27 protein-coding genes and 1 tRNA gene are annotated in these 25,137 nt (G+C 34.8%); 8 read left to right on the top strand and 20 right to left on the bottom strand.

Annotation, left to right across the window (positions count from 1 at the left end; translation table 11 throughout):
* Window positions 1-157: 157 nt before the first annotated feature.
* The 4 genes from ACNQGH_RS09060 to ACNQGH_RS09075 all read left to right on the top strand — a co-directional run bounded on the left by ACNQGH_RS09060 (window position 158) and on the right by ACNQGH_RS09075 (window position 2,682).
* Complete coding sequence (locus ACNQGH_RS09060) at window positions 158-1,120, top strand: type I phosphomannose isomerase catalytic subunit (protein ID WP_417955674.1); 963 nt, start codon at window positions 158-160, stop codon at window positions 1,118-1,120.
* Between the two features lie 68 nt (window positions 1,121-1,188).
* Window positions 1,189-1,455 (top strand): hypothetical protein, encoded by a 267-nt coding sequence (locus ACNQGH_RS09065; protein WP_196849283.1) that lies wholly within the window; start codon window positions 1,189-1,191, stop codon window positions 1,453-1,455.
* Window positions 1,456-1,533: 78 nt separating this feature from the next.
* A tRNA-Thr gene (locus tag ACNQGH_RS09070) sits at window positions 1,534-1,607 on the top strand.
* A 586-nt stretch (window positions 1,608-2,193) separates the two neighbouring features.
* Window positions 2,194-2,682 (top strand): Panacea domain-containing protein, encoded by a 489-nt coding sequence (locus tag ACNQGH_RS09075; RefSeq protein ID WP_417955675.1) that lies wholly within the window; start codon window positions 2,194-2,196, stop codon window positions 2,680-2,682.
* A 46-nt stretch (window positions 2,683-2,728) separates the two neighbouring features.
* On the opposite strand, the gene ACNQGH_RS09080 is transcribed toward ACNQGH_RS09075, so the two are convergent.
* The 19 genes from ACNQGH_RS09080 to ACNQGH_RS09170 all read right to left on the bottom strand — a co-directional run bounded on the left by ACNQGH_RS09080 (window position 2,729) and on the right by ACNQGH_RS09170 (window position 19,124).
* Window positions 2,729-2,929 carry a hypothetical protein gene (locus ACNQGH_RS09080; protein ID WP_417955676.1) on the bottom strand — a complete coding sequence of 67 codons (201 nt, stop codon included), beginning with the start codon at window positions 2,927-2,929 and terminating at the stop codon, window positions 2,729-2,731.
* Window positions 2,930-2,980: 51 nt separating this feature from the next.
* Window positions 2,981-3,328, bottom strand: coding sequence for a helix-turn-helix domain-containing protein (locus tag ACNQGH_RS09085; protein WP_417955677.1), 348 nt, complete (start codon window positions 3,326-3,328; stop codon window positions 2,981-2,983).
* Window positions 3,329-3,721: 393 nt separating this feature from the next.
* On the bottom strand, window positions 3,722-5,191 hold the full coding sequence (locus ACNQGH_RS09090) for a hypothetical protein (protein ID WP_417955678.1): 1,470 nt from the start codon (window positions 5,189-5,191) through the stop codon (window positions 3,722-3,724).
* A gap of 66 nt (window positions 5,192-5,257) precedes the next feature.
* Entirely contained in the window at window positions 5,258-5,977 is a 720-nt protein-coding gene (locus ACNQGH_RS09095) for a 2OG-Fe(II) oxygenase (protein ID WP_417955679.1), read from the bottom strand.
* A gap of 245 nt (window positions 5,978-6,222) precedes the next feature.
* Window positions 6,223-6,363: an antitoxin Xre/MbcA/ParS toxin-binding domain-containing protein gene (locus ACNQGH_RS09100; protein WP_417955680.1), complete on the bottom strand. Its 141-nt coding sequence runs from the start codon at window positions 6,361-6,363 to the stop codon at window positions 6,223-6,225.
* 92 nt (window positions 6,364-6,455) lie between these two features.
* Complete coding sequence (locus tag ACNQGH_RS09105) at window positions 6,456-6,719, bottom strand: hypothetical protein (protein WP_417955681.1); 264 nt, start codon at window positions 6,717-6,719, stop codon at window positions 6,456-6,458.
* A gap of 428 nt (window positions 6,720-7,147) precedes the next feature.
* On the bottom strand, window positions 7,148-7,858 hold the full coding sequence (locus tag ACNQGH_RS09110) for a DUF4369 domain-containing protein (RefSeq protein WP_417955682.1): 711 nt from the start codon (window positions 7,856-7,858) through the stop codon (window positions 7,148-7,150).
* 121 nt (window positions 7,859-7,979) lie between these two features.
* Window positions 7,980-9,842, bottom strand: coding sequence for a M61 family metallopeptidase (locus tag ACNQGH_RS09115; RefSeq protein WP_417955683.1), 1,863 nt, complete (start codon window positions 9,840-9,842; stop codon window positions 7,980-7,982).
* A gap of 342 nt (window positions 9,843-10,184) precedes the next feature.
* Window positions 10,185-10,463 (bottom strand): DUF2805 domain-containing protein, encoded by a 279-nt coding sequence (locus tag ACNQGH_RS09120; RefSeq protein WP_035670363.1) that lies wholly within the window; start codon window positions 10,461-10,463, stop codon window positions 10,185-10,187.
* A gap of 120 nt (window positions 10,464-10,583) precedes the next feature.
* Window positions 10,584-11,411: a sterol desaturase family protein gene (locus tag ACNQGH_RS09125; protein ID WP_417955684.1), complete on the bottom strand. Its 828-nt coding sequence runs from the start codon at window positions 11,409-11,411 to the stop codon at window positions 10,584-10,586.
* A gap of 48 nt (window positions 11,412-11,459) precedes the next feature.
* Window positions 11,460-12,062 carry an alpha-ketoglutarate-dependent dioxygenase AlkB family protein gene (locus ACNQGH_RS09130; protein ID WP_417955685.1) on the bottom strand — a complete coding sequence of 201 codons (603 nt, stop codon included), beginning with the start codon at window positions 12,060-12,062 and terminating at the stop codon, window positions 11,460-11,462.
* Window positions 12,063-12,135: 73 nt separating this feature from the next.
* Complete coding sequence (aqpZ, locus tag ACNQGH_RS09135; protein ID WP_417955686.1) at window positions 12,136-12,843, bottom strand: aquaporin Z; 708 nt, start codon at window positions 12,841-12,843, stop codon at window positions 12,136-12,138.
* A 15-nt stretch (window positions 12,844-12,858) separates the two neighbouring features.
* Window positions 12,859-13,233 (bottom strand): DoxX family protein, encoded by a 375-nt coding sequence (locus ACNQGH_RS09140; protein ID WP_417955687.1) that lies wholly within the window; start codon window positions 13,231-13,233, stop codon window positions 12,859-12,861.
* Window positions 13,234-13,315: 82 nt separating this feature from the next.
* Complete coding sequence (locus ACNQGH_RS09145) at window positions 13,316-14,212, bottom strand: EamA family transporter (protein WP_417955688.1); 897 nt, start codon at window positions 14,210-14,212, stop codon at window positions 13,316-13,318.
* Between the two features lie 421 nt (window positions 14,213-14,633).
* Window positions 14,634-14,963, bottom strand: coding sequence for a nucleotidyltransferase domain-containing protein (locus ACNQGH_RS09150; RefSeq protein WP_417955689.1), 330 nt, complete (start codon window positions 14,961-14,963; stop codon window positions 14,634-14,636).
* Complete coding sequence (locus ACNQGH_RS09155) at window positions 14,963-15,436, bottom strand: nucleotidyltransferase substrate binding protein (protein WP_417955690.1); 474 nt, start codon at window positions 15,434-15,436, stop codon at window positions 14,963-14,965. Before ACNQGH_RS09155 ends, ACNQGH_RS09150 begins: the two co-directional genes overlap by 1 nt.
* 542 nt (window positions 15,437-15,978) lie before the next feature.
* Window positions 15,979-17,148 (bottom strand): DUF1501 domain-containing protein, encoded by a 1,170-nt coding sequence (locus tag ACNQGH_RS09160; RefSeq protein ID WP_417955691.1) that lies wholly within the window; start codon window positions 17,146-17,148, stop codon window positions 15,979-15,981.
* A gap of 33 nt (window positions 17,149-17,181) precedes the next feature.
* A complete protein-coding gene (locus ACNQGH_RS09165; protein ID WP_417955692.1) occupies window positions 17,182-18,573 on the bottom strand; it encodes a DUF1800 domain-containing protein in 1,392 nt (463 codons plus the stop codon).
* Window positions 18,574-18,719: 146 nt separating this feature from the next.
* Window positions 18,720-19,124, bottom strand: coding sequence for a DUF2721 domain-containing protein (locus ACNQGH_RS09170; protein ID WP_417955693.1), 405 nt, complete (start codon window positions 19,122-19,124; stop codon window positions 18,720-18,722).
* Between the two features lie 147 nt (window positions 19,125-19,271).
* Between ACNQGH_RS09170 and ACNQGH_RS09175 the strand changes: the two genes are divergently transcribed.
* Window positions 19,272-19,739 carry a hypothetical protein gene (locus tag ACNQGH_RS09175; protein WP_417955694.1) on the top strand — a complete coding sequence of 156 codons (468 nt, stop codon included), beginning with the start codon at window positions 19,272-19,274 and terminating at the stop codon, window positions 19,737-19,739.
* A gap of 522 nt (window positions 19,740-20,261) precedes the next feature.
* Window positions 20,262-21,815, top strand: a complete 1,554-nt coding sequence (locus ACNQGH_RS09180; protein WP_417955695.1) for a DUF2254 family protein — start codon at window positions 20,262-20,264, stop codon at window positions 21,813-21,815.
* A gap of 57 nt (window positions 21,816-21,872) precedes the next feature.
* Here ACNQGH_RS09180 and htpG read toward each other — a convergent pair whose 3' ends face one another.
* Window positions 21,873-23,774 carry a molecular chaperone HtpG gene (gene htpG, locus ACNQGH_RS09185; RefSeq protein WP_417955696.1) on the bottom strand — a complete coding sequence of 634 codons (1,902 nt, stop codon included), beginning with the start codon at window positions 23,772-23,774 and terminating at the stop codon, window positions 21,873-21,875.
* Between the two features lie 177 nt (window positions 23,775-23,951).
* On the opposite strand from htpG, the gene ACNQGH_RS09190 reads away from it, so the two are divergent.
* Window positions 23,952-24,422, top strand: a complete 471-nt coding sequence (locus ACNQGH_RS09190; protein ID WP_417955697.1) for a lipocalin family protein — start codon at window positions 23,952-23,954, stop codon at window positions 24,420-24,422.
* An 18-nt stretch (window positions 24,423-24,440) separates the two neighbouring features.
* On the top strand, window positions 24,441-25,136 hold the full coding sequence (locus ACNQGH_RS09195; RefSeq protein WP_417955698.1) for a YiaD family glycine zipper/OmpA-like lipoprotein: 696 nt from the start codon (window positions 24,441-24,443) through the stop codon (window positions 25,134-25,136).
* The last annotated feature ends 1 nt before the right edge of the window (window position 25,137 follow it).

Here is a 25,137-nt window from a genome sequence, read left to right on the forward strand (position 1 = left end):
TTTATCTTAATTTGCATCGTATTCCCATTTTAGTTTTAGGTCCCATTTGTTTTTTGTTTTTTTTTTTTTTTTTTTTTTTTTTTTCACGACTGAACGAAAGACTAGTTTGCGGAAATGATATAGATTATGCAAATTTGCAATACATAAAAAAAGTAACATGAAATTTTATCCATTACAATTTGAGCCCATTCTGAAAGAAAGAATCTGGGGAGGTGAAAAACTAAAAACGGTACTTAATAAACCGATTACATCAAAAATAACTGGTGAAAGCTGGGAACTGTCAACTGTAGAAGGTGACGTGAGTGTTGTAGCCAATGGCGAATGGAAAGGAAAATCACTGACTGCCTTGATTAATGAAAATCCAGATGAAATTTTAGGTACAGCAGTTCATGCCCGATTTGGCAAACAATTCCCACTACTTTTCAAATACCTGGATGCGCGTGAAGATTTGTCCATACAAGTGCATCCCAATGATGAGCTGGCCAAAAAACGACACAATTCTTTTGGAAAAACGGAAATGTGGTATATCATGCAAGCCGATGACGATGCGCGAATAATTGTGGGTTTCGAAGAAAAATCGAATGCTAACGACTATTTGGAAAAATTAAAAAATAAAACCTTGCTTTCTATTCTTGATGATGTGAAAGTAAAATCAGGGGATGTTTTCTTTTTGGAAACAGGGACGGTGCATGCTATTGGTGCAGGACTTGTTGTTGCCGAAATTCAGCAAACATCGGATATAACCTATCGTCTTTATGACTTTGACAGGGTAGATGCCGCTGGGAATACCAGAGAATTACATGTTGATTTGGCTTTAGATGCTATTAATTATAATACGATAGAAACTAAAAAAGAATATACCAAAAACGAAAACCAATCCAATGAAGTTGTGGATTGTCCTTATTTCACCACTAATTTTATTCCGCTGGAAGGGGAAATCGCTGTTGCTAAATCTGGAAAATCATTCACAGTATATATGTGTGTGGAAGGAGCATTTGAAATTGGTTACGATCATTCAAAAGTGCAGTATAAAAAAGGAGATACTGTTTTGATTCCCGCAGCATTGAATAAATTCACCCTTAATGGAAAAGCTTCAATTTTAGAAATTTACATTTCATAGCCGGTAATAGAAAGATTATGTGTACTTTTGCAGACGCAAATTAAAATTCAAATTTTAAAAAAATAAAAATGGCAAACGTTAAGAATTTAAAGAAAGACATCAACTACGTTTTAGGAGATATTATTGAAGCAGTTTACTTGTTCGAAATTTCTACTACAGGAAAACCAACAACAGAAACGAATGCTTTAATTGACGAAGCTATCGCTGCTTTTGACGGTTTAATCACAAAAGTGAACGCAAAAAAGGTAGAAGATAAAAAAGCACACTTCAAACAAATTAATGTTGAATTGGAACAAACTGCTAATCAATTGATTGCTAAAATCAACGAATTGTAGTCAAAAAAAAAGCAAAAAAAGTTTGAATTTGTTTTGGAAAATAGAAATTCAGACTTATATTTGCACCCGTAATGAGTCGCCAGCGTAGCTCAGTTGGCTAGAGCAGCTGATTTGTAATCAGCAGGTCGTGGGTTCGAGTCCCTCCGCCGGCTCTTTAATAAAACCATCTAATACTCTTAGATGGTTTTTTGTTTTTATTAAAAAAAAGGCAACATTAAATTTAATTCAAGGTTAAAAAAACCGTTTCGATTTTTTCGAGACGGTTTTCTATTTTAGGGTTGGCGTGGGATTTTTTTACACCCAACGCTGAATTATCGCATGATCAACCTGAACTCGGATCAATCCGAAAACCTGTGGGGAAGCAAAAATTAAGCATAAATATTAGTTAGCCTAAAAAACTCCCCTCATTTTCATTATTTCGGCAACATCGCAATAATAGATTTTGGATAGCAGTGACCTTTGATATTCATGGACAGGATGATTTAAAAGGCCTAAAAATAAAAAGTTATTGTCAGATGCGACAGAGCCATAAATGTTATTAACCGATTATATGCAAAAAAGCACTGATATAGCATAATATTTGACAGAGTTAAATTGTTAATAACTTGCACGAAAAGTTAATAACGTAAACTTTTTTTGTACCTTTGCGACATGGATATCCGTATAAATAAGATTATAAACTCAATTGTTTTCTTTGCTAACAAGTCAAAGAACAATACCGTTAATCGTTTAAAATTAATGAAACTGCTTTGGTTAGCGGATAGAGTTCATTTGAATAAACACGGTAGATTGATTTTAAAAGATAACTACAATGCTTTGCCGAACGGTCCAGTACCTTCAACTACAATGGACTATTCAAAAAACACTATTTCAGATAGTTACAGCGTTAAAGGTTATAATATTACATCTACAAAAGAATTTGACGCACAATATTTTTCAGATTCTGACCTTGAAGTTATGAATTTTATTTGGGAAAAATTTGGTCAATATAACCAATATCAGTTAAGGGATCTTTCTCATAAATTTCCAGAATGGCTTAGATATGAAAAAGAGCTTAACGATAACTCTTTACCGAACAGTTATAATATCGTTATGGATGATTTTTTTATTAACCCAAACATTGAAAGGTTTGATGATGTTTTTTCAATAGAAAAATCAGAAATTTCTAAAAGTCATTACAGATCGTATAACGCCATTCAATCAAATTTGAATGAGCAATGTCTATAATTCCGCTAAGAATTGTAATTGAAGCCACTCTTAAGGTTGGCGCAGTTTATAAATTTGACGCTCCAGAATTTATAACAACATCAGAGACTAACTTACGGTTTGTGTGACCTTTTTCAACAACCAACATAGATTTACCGATTCGTTCCTTTAAATCCTTTTCTACCTTGGCTTCTTCCGCAAATTCATTCCATTTTTTTATTGTAGCATCAATTTGTTGAATGATTGTATTCGCTTTTGTTATATTCATTAATTTTGCCGATGGTTTCGTTCCAGATTTTTACAAAAGCAGTTGTTATCATTACCAGTCTGTTTGTTTATTTGTATCATTATCGCTATTTCTTGCTCTTTGTCTTTTTTGTTGGTCCGCTTTTGCCAATTCTATTGGACTTATTTGTTCTTGTGTTTTGAATATGTCCATGATGTATAGTAAATCTAAAACGCGTAAAACCTGAAGTAGGGTGGGAATTGTAACTGCTTCTCCTTTTTCGAGCAAACTGAGTGTAGAACGGCTTATATTTGCAGCGACGGCAACTTCTTCCTGAGTTTTGTTTTGAACTAAGCGGTGGTGTCTTACAAAAGCACCAATGGTTTGCGCTAATGCATAATCACTCATTGCAATCCAGTTTATGTATTGTTTATCATTCATAAAGTTAGTTTTTTGCAGTTAGTGACTGATATGTCATACAAAAATATGAAAAAAACAGTCACTTTGTCTATTGTTTTAATTTAAAAATTTTATTATGTTATAGTAAGATAAGGTTGTGGTATTTTTAGTATTTGTAGTTGTGGTTAAATTAGCATACAGTGTTAAGTTGCTGGTCACCAAAAAGAATGCTTGAGTAGCACTTGTTTCTCAAATGGTGTATGTTGTAACTAACTCCTTTGCAGCCACTAAGACCTCTATCTTCCAAGGCCTTTACCATTTTTTGATTACAGTGCTTATTCCGATGGCAATTGGATTTGCTATTACCTAAACACACACACACATTTAACAATTATGTTGTCACACGTAAAAGTCAAAAATCTCCTGTGACAAGTATTAGTTAAATCTGGAGATCTCTGTCTCTTTTAATAATGCTACATCACTCATCCATTTGCTTAGTTTTATTTGATAAGCAGCTTCCGTTTTGGTAATTCTGAGTATATGTGGAGAACCTTTTTTTATGGTTTCCATTTTTAAATCAATGATTACATGACGAATCGCATTTTCCATTTCGGTGCGGTCTGCCTGAATTTTTTTATAATTGAATGTTTGTTCATCTGGTGATTCTAAAAAAGGTTTTAAAATAGCCCAAACCTTATTGTTAGTTTGCGGCACTGGTCGTGACCAATCCGCCGGAGGCTGGGGTTTGTTTTCAATCCTGCTGCGTAAATCTTCTTTGCAGATTGTCATTATTTGCTTTGCTAAACGGGATGGATTACCCGATTCCAGGACTACCGATACCAAAACGGTATTGACAAATTCCCTATTCAAAACTCGTGTAAAGGAATGTGTTGTGTTTTTAATCCAGGAACTATCTGCTGTCTTATAACTATCCAGATCCAGTATATTTTTCAAAATAGCCTTCGTAATTGCTTTCTCTTTTTGCTCCGAAAGTTGCAAAGTAAGTAAATAAGAGGGGATTTGATCGATTTGATTTATCACAAATGTCTCGTGGGTATCGTTATGGAGAAGCAAAGCTTTCAATATAGTAAGAAGATGGTTGGTATCCCGAATTTTTCCTTTTTTAGCCACAGTGGCAAAGATTTCTTTAAAATTGTCCGTTTGGTATGTTTCAAACAGTTTACTCCAGTTTTCAACTGAAATCAGCGCAAAACATTCTACTAACGATATCTTAGCTGTTTCTTGTAAATACTTTTCATCGTTTAGGGTGATCAACCAATCCACTAAAGGACTATAATCGGATTCTCTTCTTAAATTATCCTCATACAAACCTGTCTCTACTAATTTTTTAATCAAAGCTTTTTCGGAAACTTCAATGCTGCTCCAATTTTTGTTGTAGTAGTCAATCCATTCCAATTTATTAGCTGGTTTTAAATTAACCAGCATGTGGTAGTGGTGTTTTTTAGACCACAAAAAAACGGCACCATAGTGATACCAATACTGCATTTCCATACCTGCATTGCCCGTATAACCTTCGGCTTCTTTTTCTATAGGCTCGCCGTCATTGAGGGTAATGGCAGCAATGAGATCTCTCTCTTCCAAATGAATATTTCTTACGGGCGGAACACCCTCCTGCATCCAATGCTCAATTTCAATATATTCGTCATATATTTCTCCCATGGTGCCATTTTCAGCTAATTCATTTTCGTTATCATGATAATCATTAAAATCGTCATAATAACTTCTACTATACCTATGTTTTGAGGGTCTTTGATGATGATCTGTTTCCAGTGCACCCGATTGATAAGAGGTGACCAAACCCAATTTAGCATAAAATCCTGCTTTTTGTGCGGCTAGAATTAATGCTTCCGCTTTGGGGCGATCATTTAGTTTGAGTCCGTCCATTGTAAAATTGGAAGGGGTATATTGATGGCCTAGCAATACTGTTTTTAGAATATTCTGGTCTTCTTTTTATTCTTCAGCCTCCAAGATAGTGGTAAGTTTTTCGATATGACCACCCAATTGGTAAAGTTGAATCTTTTTTTCACCTTTAGTTTGAACCAAATTATAAACCAAGCAAACCCTAAAACCAGAAGTTATGGGCTTTATTTCGTGTTCACAATCGGCATAGAAAGCTACAAAGGGTGTTTTGTATGTTGCTGCTGGTTGGGAAAAATCAATTACTTCTGTTTTTCCGTCAAACTGTATAACTAATTCACCGCCTGTGTGCGTAGAGGGTAAGCCGACAATGAGTGTGCCAAACATACCTTTTTCTTTTTCAGAATCTTTGTGAGTTAAAAAAAAGTCACCTTCCTCATAAATTAGCATTTTGTACAAATTTGCAGAGACAGCATATGCGTCGATTCCCAAATCCGGTTTGATCTGTTCTACAATAGTTGTGATAAATACTTCCCAATCCTTATTTTTAAAGGATATTGCATCGGCATTGACCTCCCAAGCACTTCTTACCGTACTGTCCAGCACCGTCTGGCTTCCCTTACCAAAAGGGGCTTTATGGGCCACTTTTATGATTTCTTTTATTTGCAGGGAATTAACAGGAAAACCAATTTCATCAATTCCTTGAATCTTCAATCCTGGAGAAAGAAAGGGTTTACTGTCGCTACTAACAAAAGAACCGCTTCCTTTGATTTCGTTTAAGACTCCGAGTAACTGTTTTTTAAAATTTGACATGGAATTATTGTTATTTTGTGGCCAAATGGGATTTAGCGCTTTATAAATCTGCTCAATTGGTTATTTTTAGAACTTGGGAATTTCTCGCATCTATTATGATTAAAAAATAATCCTACTAAATTACCTTTTGGCAAAGTTCCAGAAATGACCCAATATTTTTTAATTAAGTTGTTTTGTAAGGTTTTTAGTTAGAATTTATTCCGCTATGCTTATCGTCTGCATCTTTCATAGTCCAAAAAATTCCATTATACAAGTATTCCATAGTTTATCCTTGTAAGTTCACCAATTACCAATTCTTTGCCATATGAATCAGTTAGTAAGTCTTTAGGTTTAAGTTTTCCTAATGAAAAATTTGGAGTGTTTAACCAAAGTTTAAACTTTTCCATATCTCCAAATACATCTAATCCAATATTTGAAACTTCTGCGATTTCAATAATTTTTTCAGAATGAATAGGTTTAAATCTTTTTAGGATTTGCTTTATCTATAAGGTGATTTTGTTGAAATTGCTAGAAATTTTGACCAATCAGTTTCGCTAAATGGAGAGTAACTTTGAATATTTTCAAATAAAGAATAGGGAACGCCATCTTTAATTACTTGTATCAGTAATAATTTATTCTTAAAAAAGCCTAAATATGTTATGGCATTAGGTTCAGCTATAGCCCAGCTAATTTTTGAGTGCTTTATTACTGCTTTTATTTCTTTATTTAATTTTTCTTCAATATTTCTTTCGATAGTTTTCATGAAAATTAATTTAGACTTTTGCTTCAAAAGTAAGATATGTTTCCGCTAGTTGTTAATTTATGATGTCAAAGTTAAAAATTCAGATCTCGTTTAAGATAGCAGCTAATTTTCACATATATGAGACTTTATCACACAAAGCTATCTGATTTTGGTCGTATATGTGAGATAAAAAGCTAATTATAAAAAAAATTACAAATCATCAAAAGGGCTTGTTTGTTGTGACCTTTTGGATATCAATGAGATGGCTACTTTGTAAAGCTAGTTTCTTCAAATCTTGCATAAAATGGTTGGTAAATGGCTTCGTAAGAATCACCAAAAATTAATAAACCTCCAAAGCATTAGATTTTGGAGGTTTGTTTGTGATTTTAAAAATCAAATAGTGTCTGTCAGAAAAGTTTATATTTCTTGAAAACGGAACTTAATGGTCTTTACTTTTGTTTTTTGATGTCAGCTACGTATTTGGTCAATTTTTTTCCATAAAGCGATTGTGCTACTTTTGGAGACATTGATTTTTGAATCGTATCCAAGTATTTAATATTGATATCATAGATCTCTGATAAGGCAATATAAGGTGCTATTTCGTAGTTTCTATGGTTTATCGCAAAGTTAGTAGCGAATAAATACTTTCGTTTTGTATTAGAGTCTTGTTTTGCGCTTAAACTGTCAATAGCTGTTGGGTTGTTACTTTTAATGGCGTTGAATTTTTTTTCAATTAAAGTAAGATTTTCATCGGTGAAGCGTGAATTTATTTTTTTGTACTCTTCAAATAACTCATTATTCTTTGATCCTGTAATTTTTGCACTTGAAAGATACGTGTCTAAACTGGTTTCAATAGTTATATTTCCCGGTTCAGCAAAAAACGGAATGTTGTTGTCTAATGAATTACTCACGCCTCTGTCCAGAAACAAATAAAGCATTTCAGGTGATTTTAATTCTAAGTCACTTTCAAAAGCAGGACTTCCATCGATGTTAATGGTGTCAATAGCAACAAGAGAGGTGTCCACTACTCTTTGAATGTATAATGTTCCTTTTTTTAATCCTTTGATATTTCCGGTAATATGTAAGTTTGTTTTTGATTCCTTTTCGTTACAGGATGATAAAAGTAAAAGGGTAACGAAGGCAATAATTGATTTTTTCATTGGTGTTTTTATTTTGGCGCAAAATAAAGAAAATTGTTGGAATGATGGGACAACGGATTCAAATTTTGCAAAAAAAATCCCAATCTATTGTAAATTGGGATTTTCTTAATTATTTTTTTATTTACGCTTTAAGCCAAGCCTCTTTTAGCTTGTTCTTGGAAGAATCGGTTGCTTTAAGGCCTTCTTTTTCTTCATAAGGAAGTTTTACTTTTCCTTTAATGATTTGTTCCTTACCGTCCCGTTTTATTTTTATGGTAATGGCATCGTTTTCTTTCCAATTTTGACTGTCGGTTATCATTTCATAGATGGTGTCTAATGAATAGGGTTTGTCATTTATAGCCATTAAAATATCACCCCCTTTAATACCAAGGCTGGTATAAAAATCAATTAGCGGCACGTTTGGATCAACAAGAATCTCCTTAGTCTGATGGTTTACCGTGATATAGGGTATTTTTCCCTTTAAGAAAACATTGCCAGGTGCTTTTTCTAAGCTGTTGGTCACACCAACTTTAGCCAGGTAAGTAGCGTAAGGAATTGGGGTTGTTCCCGATACATAAGTAGTTAAAAAAGTTCCTACTTCAGGATAGGTTAAAGCTGTGATTTTTGCAAAAAGCTCCTCGTCATTAAATGGTTTTGTCGGACCGTATTCCTTCGATAATTTTTGCATTAAATCAAGAATTCCTTTTTCTCCATTGCTTTTTTCCCGGATTATAATATCCAGACACATTCCAATAAGAGCTCCTTTTTCATACACATTCAAATATTGGTCTTTGTAGGGCTGTGTCAATACATTGGCACTCATAGTTGTAAAAGGCATGGTGTCATTCAGGGCATTGGCATTAGCAATTTTTTCGGCGATGCGCGTGTAAAATTCGTTTTCATCAATCAGGCCCTGGTTAATTTGAAAAAGATTGGCAAAATATTCTGTTACCCCTTCGTACATCCATAAGTGTTGCGACATTTTCGGTGCATTGTAGTCAAAATACTGAATCTCTTTGGAATGAATTGATAAAGGAGTTACGATATGAAAGAATTCATGTGAAACCACATCTTTCATCGATTTTACTAATTCTTCTTTTGGCATCATTTCAGGTAAAACTACCGTCGTTGCCGTAGGATGTTCCAAAGCACCAAATCCTTTTGCATCATCGGCCTTCATTGTTGACAGGTATAATAAAACGCTGTATTTTTTAGTGGCATTTATTTTACCGAGAAAATTCTTTTGGGCTGTCATCATCGTTTTCATATCCGGTGTAATGCTTTCGGCCGTGTATTTACCGCTAGGAGAATAAACACCGATCAGTATTTCCATTCCGTCAACTGTAAAGGTCGTATAATCAGGCTTGGCATACATAATTGGATTTTCTACCAATTCAGCATAACGGGATGTTATGAATTTATCATTTGTGGTACTTGGGTCCAAATCAGTCATAGAGGTTGCTCCCCAAAGTGTCGCCGGATGCGAAATAGTCACTTTATAGGGTATGGACATATAATTGGTGAAGTAGCCCACAAAGCAATGGGTGTTAAGCATGATGTTTTTTCCAGCATCAATATTAGAACCTGCTGGTGAGAAAATTTCATCACCACCAAATTTTTTCCCGGTTTCGGTATCAAAGGAGTCATTGACCCAATAGGTAATCTTATCTAAAGTTTTTGCAGCGGCAATGGACCAGGAATTGGTATCTGTTTTTTGTACCACCAATTGATTTCCTTTTGCATCATACGCTTTTAGATCCTCAACATATCTGCCGTAGTTGTCTTCGGAATACGTTCCCGGAACTGTTTTTGGAATATGATACGTAATTTCGTCAGCCAAAATGGATGGCGCATTTACCGTTACCATCACCTTGTCATTTTTTACTTCATTTAGGTTGATCATCACCTGAACTTCTTGTTTTGCAACGGCTGCAACCGATGAACTGGCAGTTTTACAACTCCAAAGAATAGAAGCAAATGCCAGTGAAAAAATTATTCGTTTCATTTTCGCTTGTTTTATTTTAGTGATTAGTCATGCAAACCATCCAATTGTTACAGCATATACTGTTTTAATAAAGAAGGATATTTTACGGTAAAATAGTAAAGGCAGGATACTGTCGTATATTTAATAACGGTAAAGTTGCTGGCGGATTTCAACCGCAATAGGTAAATTTAGAATAAAAGAGGTCATTCCATTTGGCAATAATTGCCTGGATTTTATGTGAATTTTTTATTTCAAAACATAGATTTGTCGCCATTTAGTGGTGCTGCAACCCTTATTTTTTAGCGATACAAAAGGGGGAGATTCTAAAACAAAAAACTCCCGAATGATACGGGAGTTTTGTTTTTAGTCAAGTTTATTTTTTATGTAATATTTACCATCCAAATCTTCATCAAAATCATCTATTTTAACCGGTTTTGGTTTTGGTTTATTTGCAGTAGCTTTCTTTTTCCACATTTCAAATTTTTCTGCTGGCATCTTCTTCTTCATGATCTCAAGAACCTCTTTTTCAGCCAAACCAAATTCTTTTTTGATAATTTCAAAAGGATTTTTTTCCTCTAAGGCCAGTGTAACAAGTTTTTCTGTTTGTTCCCAGTTCAATTCTTTGCGGTTACTCTTTTTCATCACGTGAAAATTAATTCAAATAGGTTGTTAATGATTAATAAATGTCATTTCTAATTATATTCCAATATTAAGAAAAAAAATAATTACTTCTTATCAAAAGAAGCTTTTTTTTATTGTTTTTTACTTGTTTTTTGTTGAACGGGGTTTTTGAAACGGTATTTGGAGCAAATTTTTCAGTTGGTTGTGCTCTTCGGGCTTGGTATGGGTATCAATGCCGTAAATAATTTCTTCCTTCGGGAGTGTCATAAAGGTGCCAAAAAGGCGGTCCCAAACCGAAAAGATATTCCCATAATTACTATCTGTATAGGGTAGCGCATGATGATGGTGTACTTTATGCATGTCTGGCGAGACGACAAAGTAGCTCAGAATGGTATCTAACCTTTTGGGAAGTGAAATGTTGGCGTGATTAAATTGTGTAGCAACAACGGATATTGTCTGATAGAGAAAAACCATCCACATGGGACTGCCGACAATTAAAACACCCAATATTGTAAACGTAAAACGGATTACGCTTTCTCCTGGATGGTGTCTGTTGGCAGAGGTGGTGTCAACCCAGGTATCGGTATGGTGAACTAAGTGAAAACGCCACAGCAATTTGGTTTTATGTTCGACCAAATGGGGGAGATAAGCGCCTATTAAATCCAGTAACAGTAATCCGATTATCATATATAGCCCCAGTGACCTTTGCGGAAGCCATTGTAAAATTCCAAAATGATTGACAATAGTCCAATCAGCTGATTTTAATAAAATAAAAGCCAGGCAGAAATTGATAACGATAGTCGTGAAGGTCAGAAAAATATTAATACTCGCATGCTGCCATTTTTTATAGGTAAAATTAAAAAGCGGAAAAGCATTTTCTATTAACCAAAAAATAGTGATTCCGCCCACAAGAATTAAACCCCTGTGAGAAGAGGGAATGGTTGAAAAATAAGCAACGATTGCATTCATAATTTGACTATTTATTTCAAATCTAATGATTTTTTTTTCAGAAAATAGCTATTTGATGACCCGAAAGGTAAGGTTTATCCGGGGACCTATGGGTTTAGCCGTTTTTGGAATTTGATGTTTCCAGAAATGCTGGGTGGTTCCTTTCATTAACAATAAACTCCCATTTTCCAGTATGATACTTTTCTTCTGGTCTTTGTCGGAATTGTGTTTCAGTTGAAACGTGCGTTCGGCTCCAAAACTCAATGAGCCAATTATAGGGTTTGTTCCTAATTCTTTTTCATTATCGGCGTGCCAGCCGTTACTGTCTTTGCCGTCGCGGTAATAATTGAGTAAAACAGTCGTGAACGTTGTGCCGGAAACAGTTTCAATTTGTGCTTTTATTTTTTGCAAAAGCGGGTTCCAGGGATGCGGTTGCATTTTTATATTGGAATAAGCATAGGGTTTTCCTTCGTTTCCAAACAAAGCAGTCAGTCGCGGTTGTGGATGTATTTTGCCAAAAACCCGAATTTCATCTTGTTGCCAGGGAATTTCATTGATCAGGGCAGCATAAATACGATCGGCTTCTTCTTTATTAAAAAAAGCCGGATAATAAATAATGTCCGCATCTGGTAAATTAAGAGGTATCGGTTCCGGTTGAAATAGTGAATTCATTTTACAAAAATAAAGAGAAAAACGAAACGTTGGAGTCTCATTTTTCTCTTTGAATATTTATAATGTTTAATGACTATGCTGCAGCATTGTCCTGCAATAGATTTTTATAAATCAATCCAGCTGCAATGGCACCTAAAATCGGAGCAACCCAAAACAGCCATACTTGTGATAGGGGCTCGCCTCCCACAAATAGTGCCTGGGATAATGATCTTGCCGGATTTACAGAAGTGTTGGTAATGGGAATGCTGATCAGGTGAATTAAGGTTAATGCCAAGCCAATTGCAATTCCTGCGAATTTTCCGTTTGCGAATTTATCGGTGGCACCCAGAATGATCAATAGGAAAAATAATGTCAATACAAATTCGGCTATAAAAGCGCCTTGCATCGAATAGCCATCAGGAGAGAATGTTCCAAATCCATTCGAAGCAAAAGCACCTGCTTTGGTGTTGTCAATCATGAAACCAGTTTTTCCGGAAGCGATTGCGAAAAGCGTTGCTGCCGCTGCAATAGCGCCAACACATTGGGCAATGATATAAGGCAGTAATTCTTTGATCGAAAATCTACCGCCGGCCCATAATCCAAAGGAAACAGCAGGATTAAAATGACCCCCGGAAATGTGGCCTACGGCATAGGCCATAGTCAGTACTGTTAAGCCGAAAGCGAGAGAAACTCCCACAAATCCAATTCCTAAATTAGGAATTCCGGCGGCAAAAAGTGCGCTGCCACAACCTCCAAATACCAACCAATAGGTTCCGAAAAATTCTGCGAAAAGTTTTTTCATAATAGATTATTTAAATTAAAGGGTAACGTTACGTATTGAGGTATATTGATAAGCCCAATAGATCAAGCCCAGCTGCAAAGGGATTCGCAGCAGTAAAATCCATTTAGGCAGACCCATTCCTGCATTGTCATTGGCATACATGTAAAGATGCGTTGGAAAAACAGCAAGTAATAAGGCTATAATCCCCCAGGCGGCAAGTTTTGATGTGGCAGGTAAACAGAGTATTACTCCCAAAAGGATTTCGGCAAAACCGCTGATGGAATTTAATAATTTTGGATTCGGAAAATAAGGCGGAATGATTTTTAAATAGAGACGAGGGTTTCTGAAATGATTCAATCCTGCTAATACATAAATAAAAGCCATTGTATACAAATGCCAAGGTAAAATCATAACAAGTTGTTTGTTACGAATTTAATTAAATTATTAATGCAATTAGTACAATTATATTAATAATTTTAGCTTTAAATGAAAATCAGGTTGTTTTCTTAAAATTCACATTCATGATTACAATGGCCAAAATAATTAAAACAATTCCGAACCATTGTACCGCATTTACTTTTTCGCTTAAAAGAAAATAGGCCATTAATACTGAAACTGGAAGTTCTAATGCGGACACAATACTTCCTAATCCAATTCCGGTAAGAGGGAAACCGGCATTAAACAATAATGGAGGAATTATGGTTCCAAAAAGAGCCAGTACAATTCCCCATTTCATAAAAATTTCAAAATTAAACGAAGTGGTTTGCGTAGCAAATGCAAACCCAAAAACAATTATCGCTCCACCCAACAGCATAAACAAAGTGCGTTGCGCTGACGAAACATGTGTCGCCACACGATTAGCCGTAAACATAGTAGTGGTAAAAGAAGCCGCTGATAAAAGCCCCAGTACGACACCACGCCAGTCAAAATCAACTTTGCTCTGAATGAGATTAGTGGCAAGTGCCGTTCCAATCAGTACGATGATTACCGATGTTATTTTTTGCCTAGAAGGTGTTTTCTTTTCTAAAATCATTTCGAACAATACGCCCATCCAGACCGTTTGCATCAACAAAATAATAGCAATTGAAACAGGAATGTATTTGATGGCCAAATAATAAAAAACACTGGTCATTCCCAGAGAAGTTCCGGCAAGCATCAATTGAAAAACGTTTTTCCTGGAGGCTTTTACAACATCATCCCCTTTTTTCGCTTTTTGAAAGATATTGATCATCAGCATTCCTAGAATTCCGTATGCAAACTGAGCAATTGTTACTTCAGGAGTGGTAAAACCTTCGCCGTACGCTATTTTTACAAAAGTAGCCAGCATTCCGTAACTCGTTGCGCCAAGACCTACTAAGAAAACTCCTTTTAATACTCTATTCTTTATCATTTATTCCATTTTAAAAAGCGGGTAAAGATAGGCTTTTGTAGTGATTTATGAGTTTTTTAGACACTATCCTAAAGGTGTAGAAAGTAAAAAAAAATAAGGGTTTAACTTTTTTAATTTAAAGATGTCCTTTTTTTAAATTATTAAAAAAAAACATCTTAAAAATAAATAGCTTCCTGCAAATGGAAATGATTAAGTAGGGTTATAGATGCTCGAAGAGAAAGTCATTTAAGAGGGGAAAGCAAATCTTTTTCATGGAAAGAAGCCAAACAACAGATAGTCAGGTCGTAGAGGAGGACTTATGGTCACCTCTTCCTGTCTAATCCTGAAAAGGTGATGCAGTATTAATTTTGGAAAGAGGAGGCCAGCTTAATTAAAAAACCAAACCCTTATGTTTTTAAAAAGATAGGCTTTATTTTTCTCTCTATTGCATTGGCAATAAAGGATTCCCTTTCTTGTAAAATTGTTTTCCTACCCTATTAATATGATTTATCAAATCTGGGTTTTCAATACTAACGTAATTTATTAAATCAATAGAGCAAGGTAGGTATAGCTCTTCTAATTTAATTTCAATTTCTTGCAGAACTGACAAATTAATGTTTTTACCTTTTATGGCTAAGTCGATATCCGAGTTATCCCTATAATTTCCTTTAGCCCTAGAACCAAATATTAGGACTTCATTAATATCAGAATAGCTATTAAAAACTGAGTTGATTTTAATAATATCGTTTGAAGAAAGACCGAAATAGTTCATTAGAATAAATTAGTTTGTTCACCACTTCTTTTTTCTTCCATTTTTTTTCTAAAATTTAAAAATAATGGGAAGTAGTCATTAATAATTTTGCCAAATATTTCGTTTGCTATTTCCTCATTGTACGTGTGAGAAGTTTTATTACGACTTTGAATCATATCCATCCATATCTCGGCATCTTCTATTATCTGCAATTTGTAAGCTTCTCTTGTCGCATCTCTTGAGCCTCCAACAGTTGAATTACCTTGGAAAAAGGCATAATCTTTCATGACATTCCAAGCCAATTCATGTGTATATTCAAATCGTTGAATCAATCCTTCTTTTATTAATTCATCAACGACATAACCTAAGCCTTCAGAATCTAATTCATCTTCTTTATCTAAAAAATTATGTTTTATATATTCTACTGATTCCTCTAATTTTCTTAGTGCTTTGTTATAATTAGAAAACCTTTGTTGCCATCTGATGTCTTCCATCTTATTTTTTATTCAAAGTTAGTATTTTTTAAATTTAAGAAGCTATTAATTCTGATTTTGAAAGTTTTTTATTTTACTTGCCAGGATTTAAATAGGTATGCCATTATTTTCACCAAAGAAACATTCTTGCAAATTACGACCCTGTTTGCTCATAATTATATAAAAAAATCCCGAGGTCCTACAAGTGTAAGTGGAAAGGAAAGGAACTCCAAGAAGATTAGCTCCCTGATAAGAATTGATTAATCAATATAAAAAAAGAAATAAATTCAAATTAGTGATATTTGTAATGATAAAAAGGAGGAAGATTTAAAAAAATCATATCCTCCTCTCCCTGATAAGTAGTCCAAAGTAGGAATACTAACGAATCACTTGTTCTCTATTCAATATAAATAAGAAGATTATATTCAGAATGAAAGACGATGGTAAAATGAAAAACAGTGATGTAAGCTATTGTATCATTTGCGAAAACAAAATTAAGTTGAGATCTGTTTTCTAATTTTCTAGCCAACAAAAAACTGATGCCTGATGATTTATTGAATCCTTTAAAACAGTCCCGCCAGCGCTTTGTTTCGTATTCCAATTTGAGAGGAATCAAAATTAAATTTGTTTTTCAAAAGGGAGGCATAAACGCTTCTGAAATCAATGTCGTGTTTTAAATCACCATTGTCTAAATCCGAAAGATTAGGGTTTCTTCCAATGATTTTTCCCCGGTTATTGCCTCCAATAATAAACATTGGAGCGGCCGTTCCATGGTCTGTTCCTCTTCCGTTGTCTTTTACGCGGCGGCCAAATTCCGAGAAGACCACTATTGTTACCTGTTGTAATTGTTGTGATTTTTTTAAATCCTGGTAAAAACTAAAAACGGCGTCATTGAGTTCGGTTAGTTTGTTTTTGTGTATGGAAAGTTGATTGTCGTGCGTGTCAAAACCACCAAGGGATGTGTAATATACCTTTGAATTCAGATTTCCTTTTATCAATTTTGAAATCCATTCGAGGTTTTTGGCTAAGCCGGTTTTAGGATAAATCACATCTGAAACCGCCGATTTTGACAATGCTTTTTGGATATCATCAGAGCCTTCAGTGACGGAGTTGGCAATTTTGCGAACAAAATCCAGCTGTGGATTGTCGGATAATTGATTGTCGTTTTCCTGTCTGTTTTTTGTAATAAATCGATTGGGATCCTTTACGGTAATTGCATTAGGATCTTCTCCCTTCAAGGCTAAATTATCAATGGAGTCAATGTTTATACCTGCTGTGGGCTGATGTTCCTTGCATCGTAAATCAAGATATCGACCCAGCCAGCCTTCATTAAGATACTCCTGATCGGTTGGGGCAGTTTGCCAAATTTCCTGACTTCGAAAATGAGAACGAACCGGATTTGGATATCCTACATTTTGTATTACCGACAAATCACCGCTCTGCTGGATGCTGGCAAAACCTTTCAAAGCAGGATGGAACGCCATCCCCTTTGCGGAAGTTAATAGCTCATTTTTTGAAATGGCAATTTTTGGACGCAAGTCATAATAGAGCGCATCTTCAAATGGAATAAAGGTATTCAAACCATCATTTCCACCATTTAGCTGAACAAAAACCAAACATTGTTCACCCAAAACCAAATTGTTTTGTGCGCCAAAAGAGTATAAAAAATCAGGCAACAGGAGTGAGCCGCCTGTTAATGTTCCGGTAAGGGATAAAAATTTTCTTCTGTTCATAGCAATGGTCTTAATGTCTAAATACGTATGGGCTTATATTAGTTGGTATTCCGGTGTTTTGACCATGAGATTAAATAGTCTGAGCAAGGCATTTTCCGAACCTTCGGTTTTGCTGTCGAAATCATATTTTAATAATTTTTCAAAATCCTGCTGGTCGTTTTCATCGGTTTGAAATAACAATCGGTCTTTGAGTTCGGCAATGATTTGTTTATTATTTCCTTCTTTGTCCCAATGAAGTTTTACATTCACCAGTCGGTTTGGGTTTTGTTTCATCATTGCAGTATCGTTTTCTTTTCTTCCCCGGTTTAAATTTTTGCCATTGCAAAGTAAATCAGCAACATTGTTGCGTTGCAGAAAAACTTGTGAAGTGAGCCAAGAATTTCCGCCGTCCCATCCTTTTACATTGGGCTGGTTGAACAGATCCATACCTTGTTCCTTGATAAAATAAGCAATTAGTTTTGCATTGGGGTTTTGAACATGGAGTTCATCCATTAATTGTAAAATATATTCCAGTGGGTTTTTAATTTTGGAACCTGCGTTGTTTTTTGTGAATTCTTCAGTGAAAATTTTAATCAGCAGTGGTTTGATTTCAAAATTTTCTTTTTTGAAATAAGCACCATAATAGTGTACTAACTCCTCTTTTGGATTGTCGTAAATAAACCATTTTAATATCTTTCGAGTGATTAAATAAGGGATATTGGGTTGCTCGAAAATGGCATCAACCATTTCATCTAGTTTTAAGAAGCCTTTTTTTCCAAGATAATCGATGCTTTCATTATTTTCAAAAAATTTCCTGTAAACTGCATTTTCTTCTCCAATGCCAAGTCCTGCAAGACCTTTGGCGCCATTTTTAATGTCCTCTTCCGTATAGTTTCCGATTCCCAGGGTAAAAAGTTCGAGTAATTCCCGACTTAAATTTTCATTGAGTTTGTCTTTCCTGTTATCAATATTGTCGAGATAACGCACCATAGCGTTGGTTTGTACGATTTTCTTTGTCAGGGTTTTGAAATTTCCAAAAGCATGCTCCCTTAAAATCTGATTGTGCTGAAAAACCCAATAGTTTACTTTCACTTTCTGATAGGTGGAAACAAAATGGTTGTGCCAGAAGCAAGTCATTTTTTCGCGAAGCGGAAATTCGCTTTCGGTCATTTTGTCAATCCACCACGCTTTCATTTCAAAGGAAGTCTGTACTTCTTTTTTGAGCATTTCTTTTGCTTCTTCTGGACCGGAGGATTTTAATTTTTTCTTAAGTTCTTTTAATTCATTAAATGATTTCGGACTGTTTTCAATAAAATCTGGAATGGCTGAATCAAAGGGACTGGAAAAAGAGTTTTCCAAGAAATTTTTCAAACTGGTTCTTTTGATGGTTGCTGCCTGTTTGGCTGAATATCCGAGTCGCAGGGACCAAAGGGTGTGATTGTTCATAATCTCAAATGCTATGACAGTTGGACTAGGTAATTGTAAAAGGGTTTAATACGTTAAAAAAATAAAGTTCGTTTGGACAAGCTTACCATTATTTTGCTGCTGTAAATAAAGGTAGTTTTTTTGTATTTGTGATCCCAAAGGTCTAACTAAACGCCTTCTTTCTTATCGACTAAATCGCTCAAATGCAAACGAAGCGCATCGACTGAAATATTAATTTCCCAAAAGGATAAGCCTAATGAAATCAGTAAACCAAGTAAACTCAGTCCAAAAAAATAAATAGCAAATAATTGTTGTTCCAGAAATAACAGCATCATGGCAAAAACGGAGAGAAATAAGCTCATCACTCCGGACATTTGCATATAGCGAATAAGTGTTAAACGTAAGTTGAGATTCCTGATTTCCAATAAAATCATTTTATTTTCTTTCTCTTTGTATGTTTTTTTTAGGCCTCTAACTATGGTTGCAATGGTCAGGAATCTATTGGTGTATGCCAATAATATTAAGGAGGTTGCCGAAAAAAGTAAAGCAGGGGTTTCTATTTGTAGGTTCATGGTTAGGTTATTTAATGAAGTAACTAAAGTACACAATTTAATTTTTTCAAAATAATAAAGTTGTGCCGTAGGGTAAACTGATTTAGAGTTGTCTTACTATTGAAATTAGTACTATAAACAATAGCAACTATAACTAAAATAGAAATTATGAAAACAATTAAAGCCTTATTCGCAATACTTTTTTTAGGTACGATCGCAACTGTACAGGCACAGGATGCCCATGTAAAAAGTGAAACAAGAATAAATACCAATTCAGATAAAATAGCGTATTACCAACAAAAAGGTACAGAGGATGCAAAATTTGAGCTAGAATTTAAAGCGAAAAGTAAAGCGGAAGAAAAAAACTTTTGGAAAGAACAAAAAGCGTACGAAACAGAGTTAAAGGAGGATAACAGGAAAGCCTATCGTGCTTATATTGCAAGCAAGCAGGACGTTTATAGAGCACATCACAATCATTGTGACGATCATTGTCACCACAATGATTCCTTTTATAGCCATGCAGGATTTTATTATTATGAATACGATCAACGTAACCCTCAAAGAACCCCAAGCAGCACTACAGTAAATACACAAATAGGAGTGCGCGCCCCAAGCGTACGACTCGGTATTTTTTAAGGTGTTAGCATTGGTGAAAAGCCGTTTTTTCTTGTTTGGAAAAAACGGCTTTTGCTATTTTGAAATGGTGATTTTGAAGATTAGCATTTAGAATTACGATACATTTTTTTTTTTTTTCATCTTTTTCTCTGTTCGCTAATAAAATCGCGCTTGTCCAAAAATTGTACTCTATTCAATATATTCAAAGGTTATTTTTTTGCTGTGATTAACGTCAATTTGAAAAGTCACTTACATCAATTATGAGATTCCACGGATCCACTTTTATAAACTTCTCTTGTTATACACCTTTCTCAACACATAAAAAAAAACAATAGAAAGATTCATTTTTTTACTATTTTTTTACTATTTTTTTACTATTTTTTTTATTGTGTGTTTATTGTTCTGTATTGCTATAATTAATTGCGATTGTACTTGATTTTTAGGTAAAAATAGCCCTGCTGTAGTTACTGAAAATAGTCATTGAAAAGCAAGACTAAAATTATAGACGGATTTGTGTTAAATTTACTATTAGAAATTCAGATTATGATACGAAAACGCAGCCATCAGACTAAAAGTATAGTTGAACATCAGATCAAACTCATAGGGACATTTACCAGTGGAATTTATGCATTTATTGTGGGTTCCGTTTTACTGGCGGTTGATTATTATGTTGATTTTGGATTGCAATTTAACATCAATGAAGTTGCCATTTACAATCGATTGATTGTTGTTTCCAATATTTTAATCTCTATTCTTATAGGGATTTCACTAACTACTTTTTCAGTTATTTTTGTTGTGATGCAATTGGCATCTTCTCAGTTTTCACCGAGAATTTTGAGACATTTTTTGGGAAATGATATTAAAACGCTACACTTTATTGGATTATTCGTTGGTACAATCTCATTGTGTTTACTACCTCAATTAGCTTCCGTTTTTTTTTACAAGACTCCTTTTCTTTTGACACTTTCAATAGGTTCTTTTTTTGCTTTTTATTGTTTGATATGGTCGTATCCTAATATGATTACCTACTTAAGCATAAACATGAATGTCTCGACTATAACGAATCGAATAAAAGCGGAAATGATTGAAGAGATCAATGTGTTGTATCGGGAAAATTGGAGTATTGGAAAAAATCTGCTTTACAAACGACCAAAAATAGATTCGGATAAATTTCAAATAAAAATTGCCAGTCCATTTGAAACTGGGTATCTGGATAGCATCGATTACAAAAAACTGGAAGGCATGACGGAATCGATTCTTACTTCGGATCTTGGATTGTTTTTTGAAAACGCATACCAGAAACCTATTGTAGGGGAGTTTATTATGAAAGATACCACGGTGCTTTTTGTGTTGGTTTTTAGTGAGGAAATTACCCAGAACCACATCAATACTGTAACGAAAGAATTTGAAGCGATTATCAAAAAAACGTTTAAAGTCAAACTATTCAGAAGTCCCACTCAGGATGTGAGTTTTGGTGTCAGAAAATTGGTGGACATTGCAATAAAAGCCATCTCTCCTGCGGTTAATGATCCCACAACCTGTTTGAACTGTATCGACCATATTGGAGAAATCGCAAAAGAACTAGCAATAAGAGAATTCCCTTCTACGGATTCAAGAACTTTGGGAGCAAAAAAAATTCAGGTCAATGAGTTTAATTTTGAAGAATTTATTGACTTTTGTTTTGATCAGATTTTTCAATGGGGGAAAGCAGATCCTACGGTGGTTAAAAGGATCGTAAGATCTATTAGTGTTATTCTGCCGCTGGTTGAGAACCCTTTCAATTTGAAAATTTTAATACAACAAGTGGAAGCGATGGATTTGCTTGAAATTTATAACGTGTCAGAATACAAAAAAGGAAAGCTGAAAATAGCTAAGGAAAAAATAATTACTGTCGAGAAGGAATTGTCCTGGTTTAGACAAAAAGCGAAACTGCAAATTAAAGCGCTGGAGCTAAAAGGAGTGCTTGCTCACTATGAAACGAATCGTTATTCCAATAACGGAGCAATTACAAATGCAGAAATGGAGGCGATTAAATACCTGAAGGCGTATACGGTTTTTGATGGATTTTTATCTGAAAACGGAAATGAATTAACATAAAAAAAACCTGCAAGTTGACACTCACAGGCTTAGTAATTTAGCGGATCATCCGATACACTATTTTATCATGTCAAAACTTCTTTTAACGAAAGCTGTTAATGCCTCTCCTTTTAGTAGATTTTGTGATAATTTAGCTAAGTCTAAGGCTTGTTTTACCAAACTTTCCTGAGCTGTTTTGTCTTCGGTAGTAAGAATGGTTGTCGCCAAATCTGAATTGGTATTCACAACCAAATTGTACATTTCAGGCATGTTGCCCATTCCGAACATTCCACCACCGCCAGACTGACTCATTTCTTTCATTCTACGCATGAATTCTGGTTGCGTAATAATAAATGGAGCCGCTTGACTGTCCATTGCTTCCAGTTGTACAGAATAGTTTTGTTTTGGAACTATAGTCTCTAAAACTGTTTTCAAATTGGTTTTTTCTTCCTCAGACAATTTAGAAATAGTGGTTTCCTCTTTTTTGATTAAATTATCGATATGATCTGAATCGACACGTACGAAAGTCATTCCGCTGTTGTCACCTTCTATTTTTTGAATTAAATGGGAGATAATTGGTGAATCAAGCAATAAAACCTCATATCCTTTTTCTTGTGCAATTTCGATATAGGAATGCTGTGCGTCTTTATTTCCTGCGTATAAAACAACTAGTTTTCCGTCCTTGTCAGTTTGATTGGCTGCCAGTTTTTCTTTGAGTTCTTCCAGCGTGTAAAATTTGTCATCTACTGTAGGATACAAAACAAATGCACCTGCTTTTTCGTAAAATTTATCTTCAGAAAGCATTCCGTATTCTAAAACGATTTTGATATCGTTCCATTTTTTCTCGAAATCTTCACGGTTTTCGTTGAATAGGGATTTTAGTTTATCTGCAACTTTACGGGTGATATAGTTAGAGATTTTCTTAACAGCAGCATCCGCTTGTAATCCGGAACGAGATACGTTCAATGGGATATCCGGTGAGTCAATGACCCCTTTAAGCATGGTTAAAAATTCAGGAACAATTCCTTCAACATTATCTGTTACGTATACCTGATTTTGGTACAGTTGAATTTTATCTTTCTGGATTTGTAAATCAGAACCCAATTTTGGGAAATATAAAATACCAGTTAAATTAAACGGATAATCAACATTTAAATGAATGTGGAATAACGGTTCTTCAAATTGCATTGGATACAATTCATGGTAGAAATTTTTATAATCCTCGTCCGATAATTCAGTTGGCAGTTTTGTCCAGGCTGGATTTGGGTTATTGATGATGTTGTCTGTTTCTACTTCTGTAAAAGTTTTGTCTTTATCTTCCGCTGCAACTTCTTCACCCTTTTTTTGTTCAATTTTCTCCTTTTTAGTTCCAAATTTAATTGGAATAGGCATGAACTTATTGTACTTGTTTAACAATTGACTGATTTTAGACTCTTCCAGAAATTCGAGAGAATCTTCAGCAATATGTAAAATAACTTCTGTTCCACGAGTGGTTTTATCAGCAGGTTCTAAGGTGAACTCAGGACTTCCGTCGCAGGTCCAGTGCGCTGCAGGTTCATCTTTGAAAGATTTAGTGATAATTTCCACTTTTTCGGCAACCATAAATGCAGAATAGAAACCAAGACCAAAATGACCGATAATACCAGAATCTTTAGCAGAATCTTTGTATTTATCCAGAAATTCTTCGGCGCCAGAAAAGGCTACCTGGTTGATGTATTTCTCCACTTCATCCGCAGTCATTCCCAAACCCTGATCAATGATGTGCAGCTTTTTACCTTCGGCATCGATTTTTACTTCGATAATTGGATTGCCATATTCTACTTTGGCCTCGCCAATGCTTGTTAAATGTTTTAATTTTAAAGTAGCATCAGTCCCATTTGAAATCAATTCACGCAAGAAAATTTCGTGATCACTGTATAAGAATTTCTTGATTAGGGGAAAGATGTTTTCTACCGAAACGTTAATTTTTCCAGTTGTCATATTTTGAATTTTTAAGTTTGAATTTGGTACAATTTACTCAAATAAGATACCAATTTAGATGAAAGTGACAAATTGTCGGAAGCGTTAATTATGATATAAAATAATTTAATTCTGAAACATTTTTGTTTCGATGCTTCGTATCTTTGTAATATTATTAATCACAAATTTTTTCAAACGATGAGAAAAGTCATTTTATGCACATTAGCTGTTTTGATGTTTGCATGTAAGTCAACATCAATAACAAGTACGAATACAGATAGAAAAGCGGAAGTTGCTATGAAAGGAAACTGGGTAATCAGTTCCGTAACCTATCCAGGTTCACAATATATTAAAGTAAATTCTTTTCAAATTGCTGATTCAGAATGTTTTGTTGGAAGCACGTGGAAGTTTGTTTCTAATAATAATAAAGGAAATATGGCTTTGACAAAAGCGAGCTGTACTTCATTTAGCTCACCAATCACTTGGTTTGTAAACAAAGACGGGCAATTTGTTCTAAAAGTTTTAGATGCAGGTATAAAAGCTAAAAAAGTCAGAGAAGGTTATATTCTTATGTTAGCAAACCAAACAGCGACTTCTTTTCAATTGATTGATAAAATTGATGTAGGAGGGAAAATGACTGACGTGGTATACCAATTTCAAAAAAACTAATTAATTAAAAACAGAGATATGAAAAAGATTTCAATAGTTGCGATAGCAACAATACTGGTTATAGGTTCAATGTTTACAAGCTGTGAAGCATTAAAAAATACAAATAAAACGCAAAGGGGAGCTGCAATTGGAGCTGCTGGTGGAGCGGTAATAGGAGGGGTTCTTGGAAACAACCTTGGAAAAGGCGGAAAAGGAGCACTAGGAGCTGTATTGGGAGGCGTTGTTGGTGGCGTTGCCGGTGGAGTTATTGGAAACAAAATGGACAAACAGGCAAGAGAAATCGATGCAGCACTTCCAGGAGCTGAAGTAGTTCGTGTAGGAGAAGGAATTAAACTGGTTTTGAATGAAAATGCAGTGCGTTTTAATACCAATAAATCTTCTTTGACTGCTGAAGCAAAAGCAAATTTAGATAAATTGGTTCCGGTTTTTAAAGAATATCCTGACACTAACATTACAATTTACGGATATACTGACATTACGGGTACGCCAAAATATAATTTGAAACTTTCAGCAGAAAGAGCAGCATCAGTTAGAGATTATTTGGCTAGCAAAGGCGTTTCTAGAACTAGATTTCAAGTAACTGGTTTAGGTATTGCTGACCCGATTGCATCGAATGAAACAGCGGAAGGAAGAACTCAAAACCGTCGTGTTGAATTTGCAATTACGGCCAATGAGAAAATGATTCAGGAAGCTAAAACGGAAGTTAAAAACTAAG

This window comes from Flavobacterium kochi (assembly GCF_048286715.1).
GTDB lineage: Bacteria > Bacteroidota > Bacteroidia > Flavobacteriales > Flavobacteriaceae > Flavobacterium.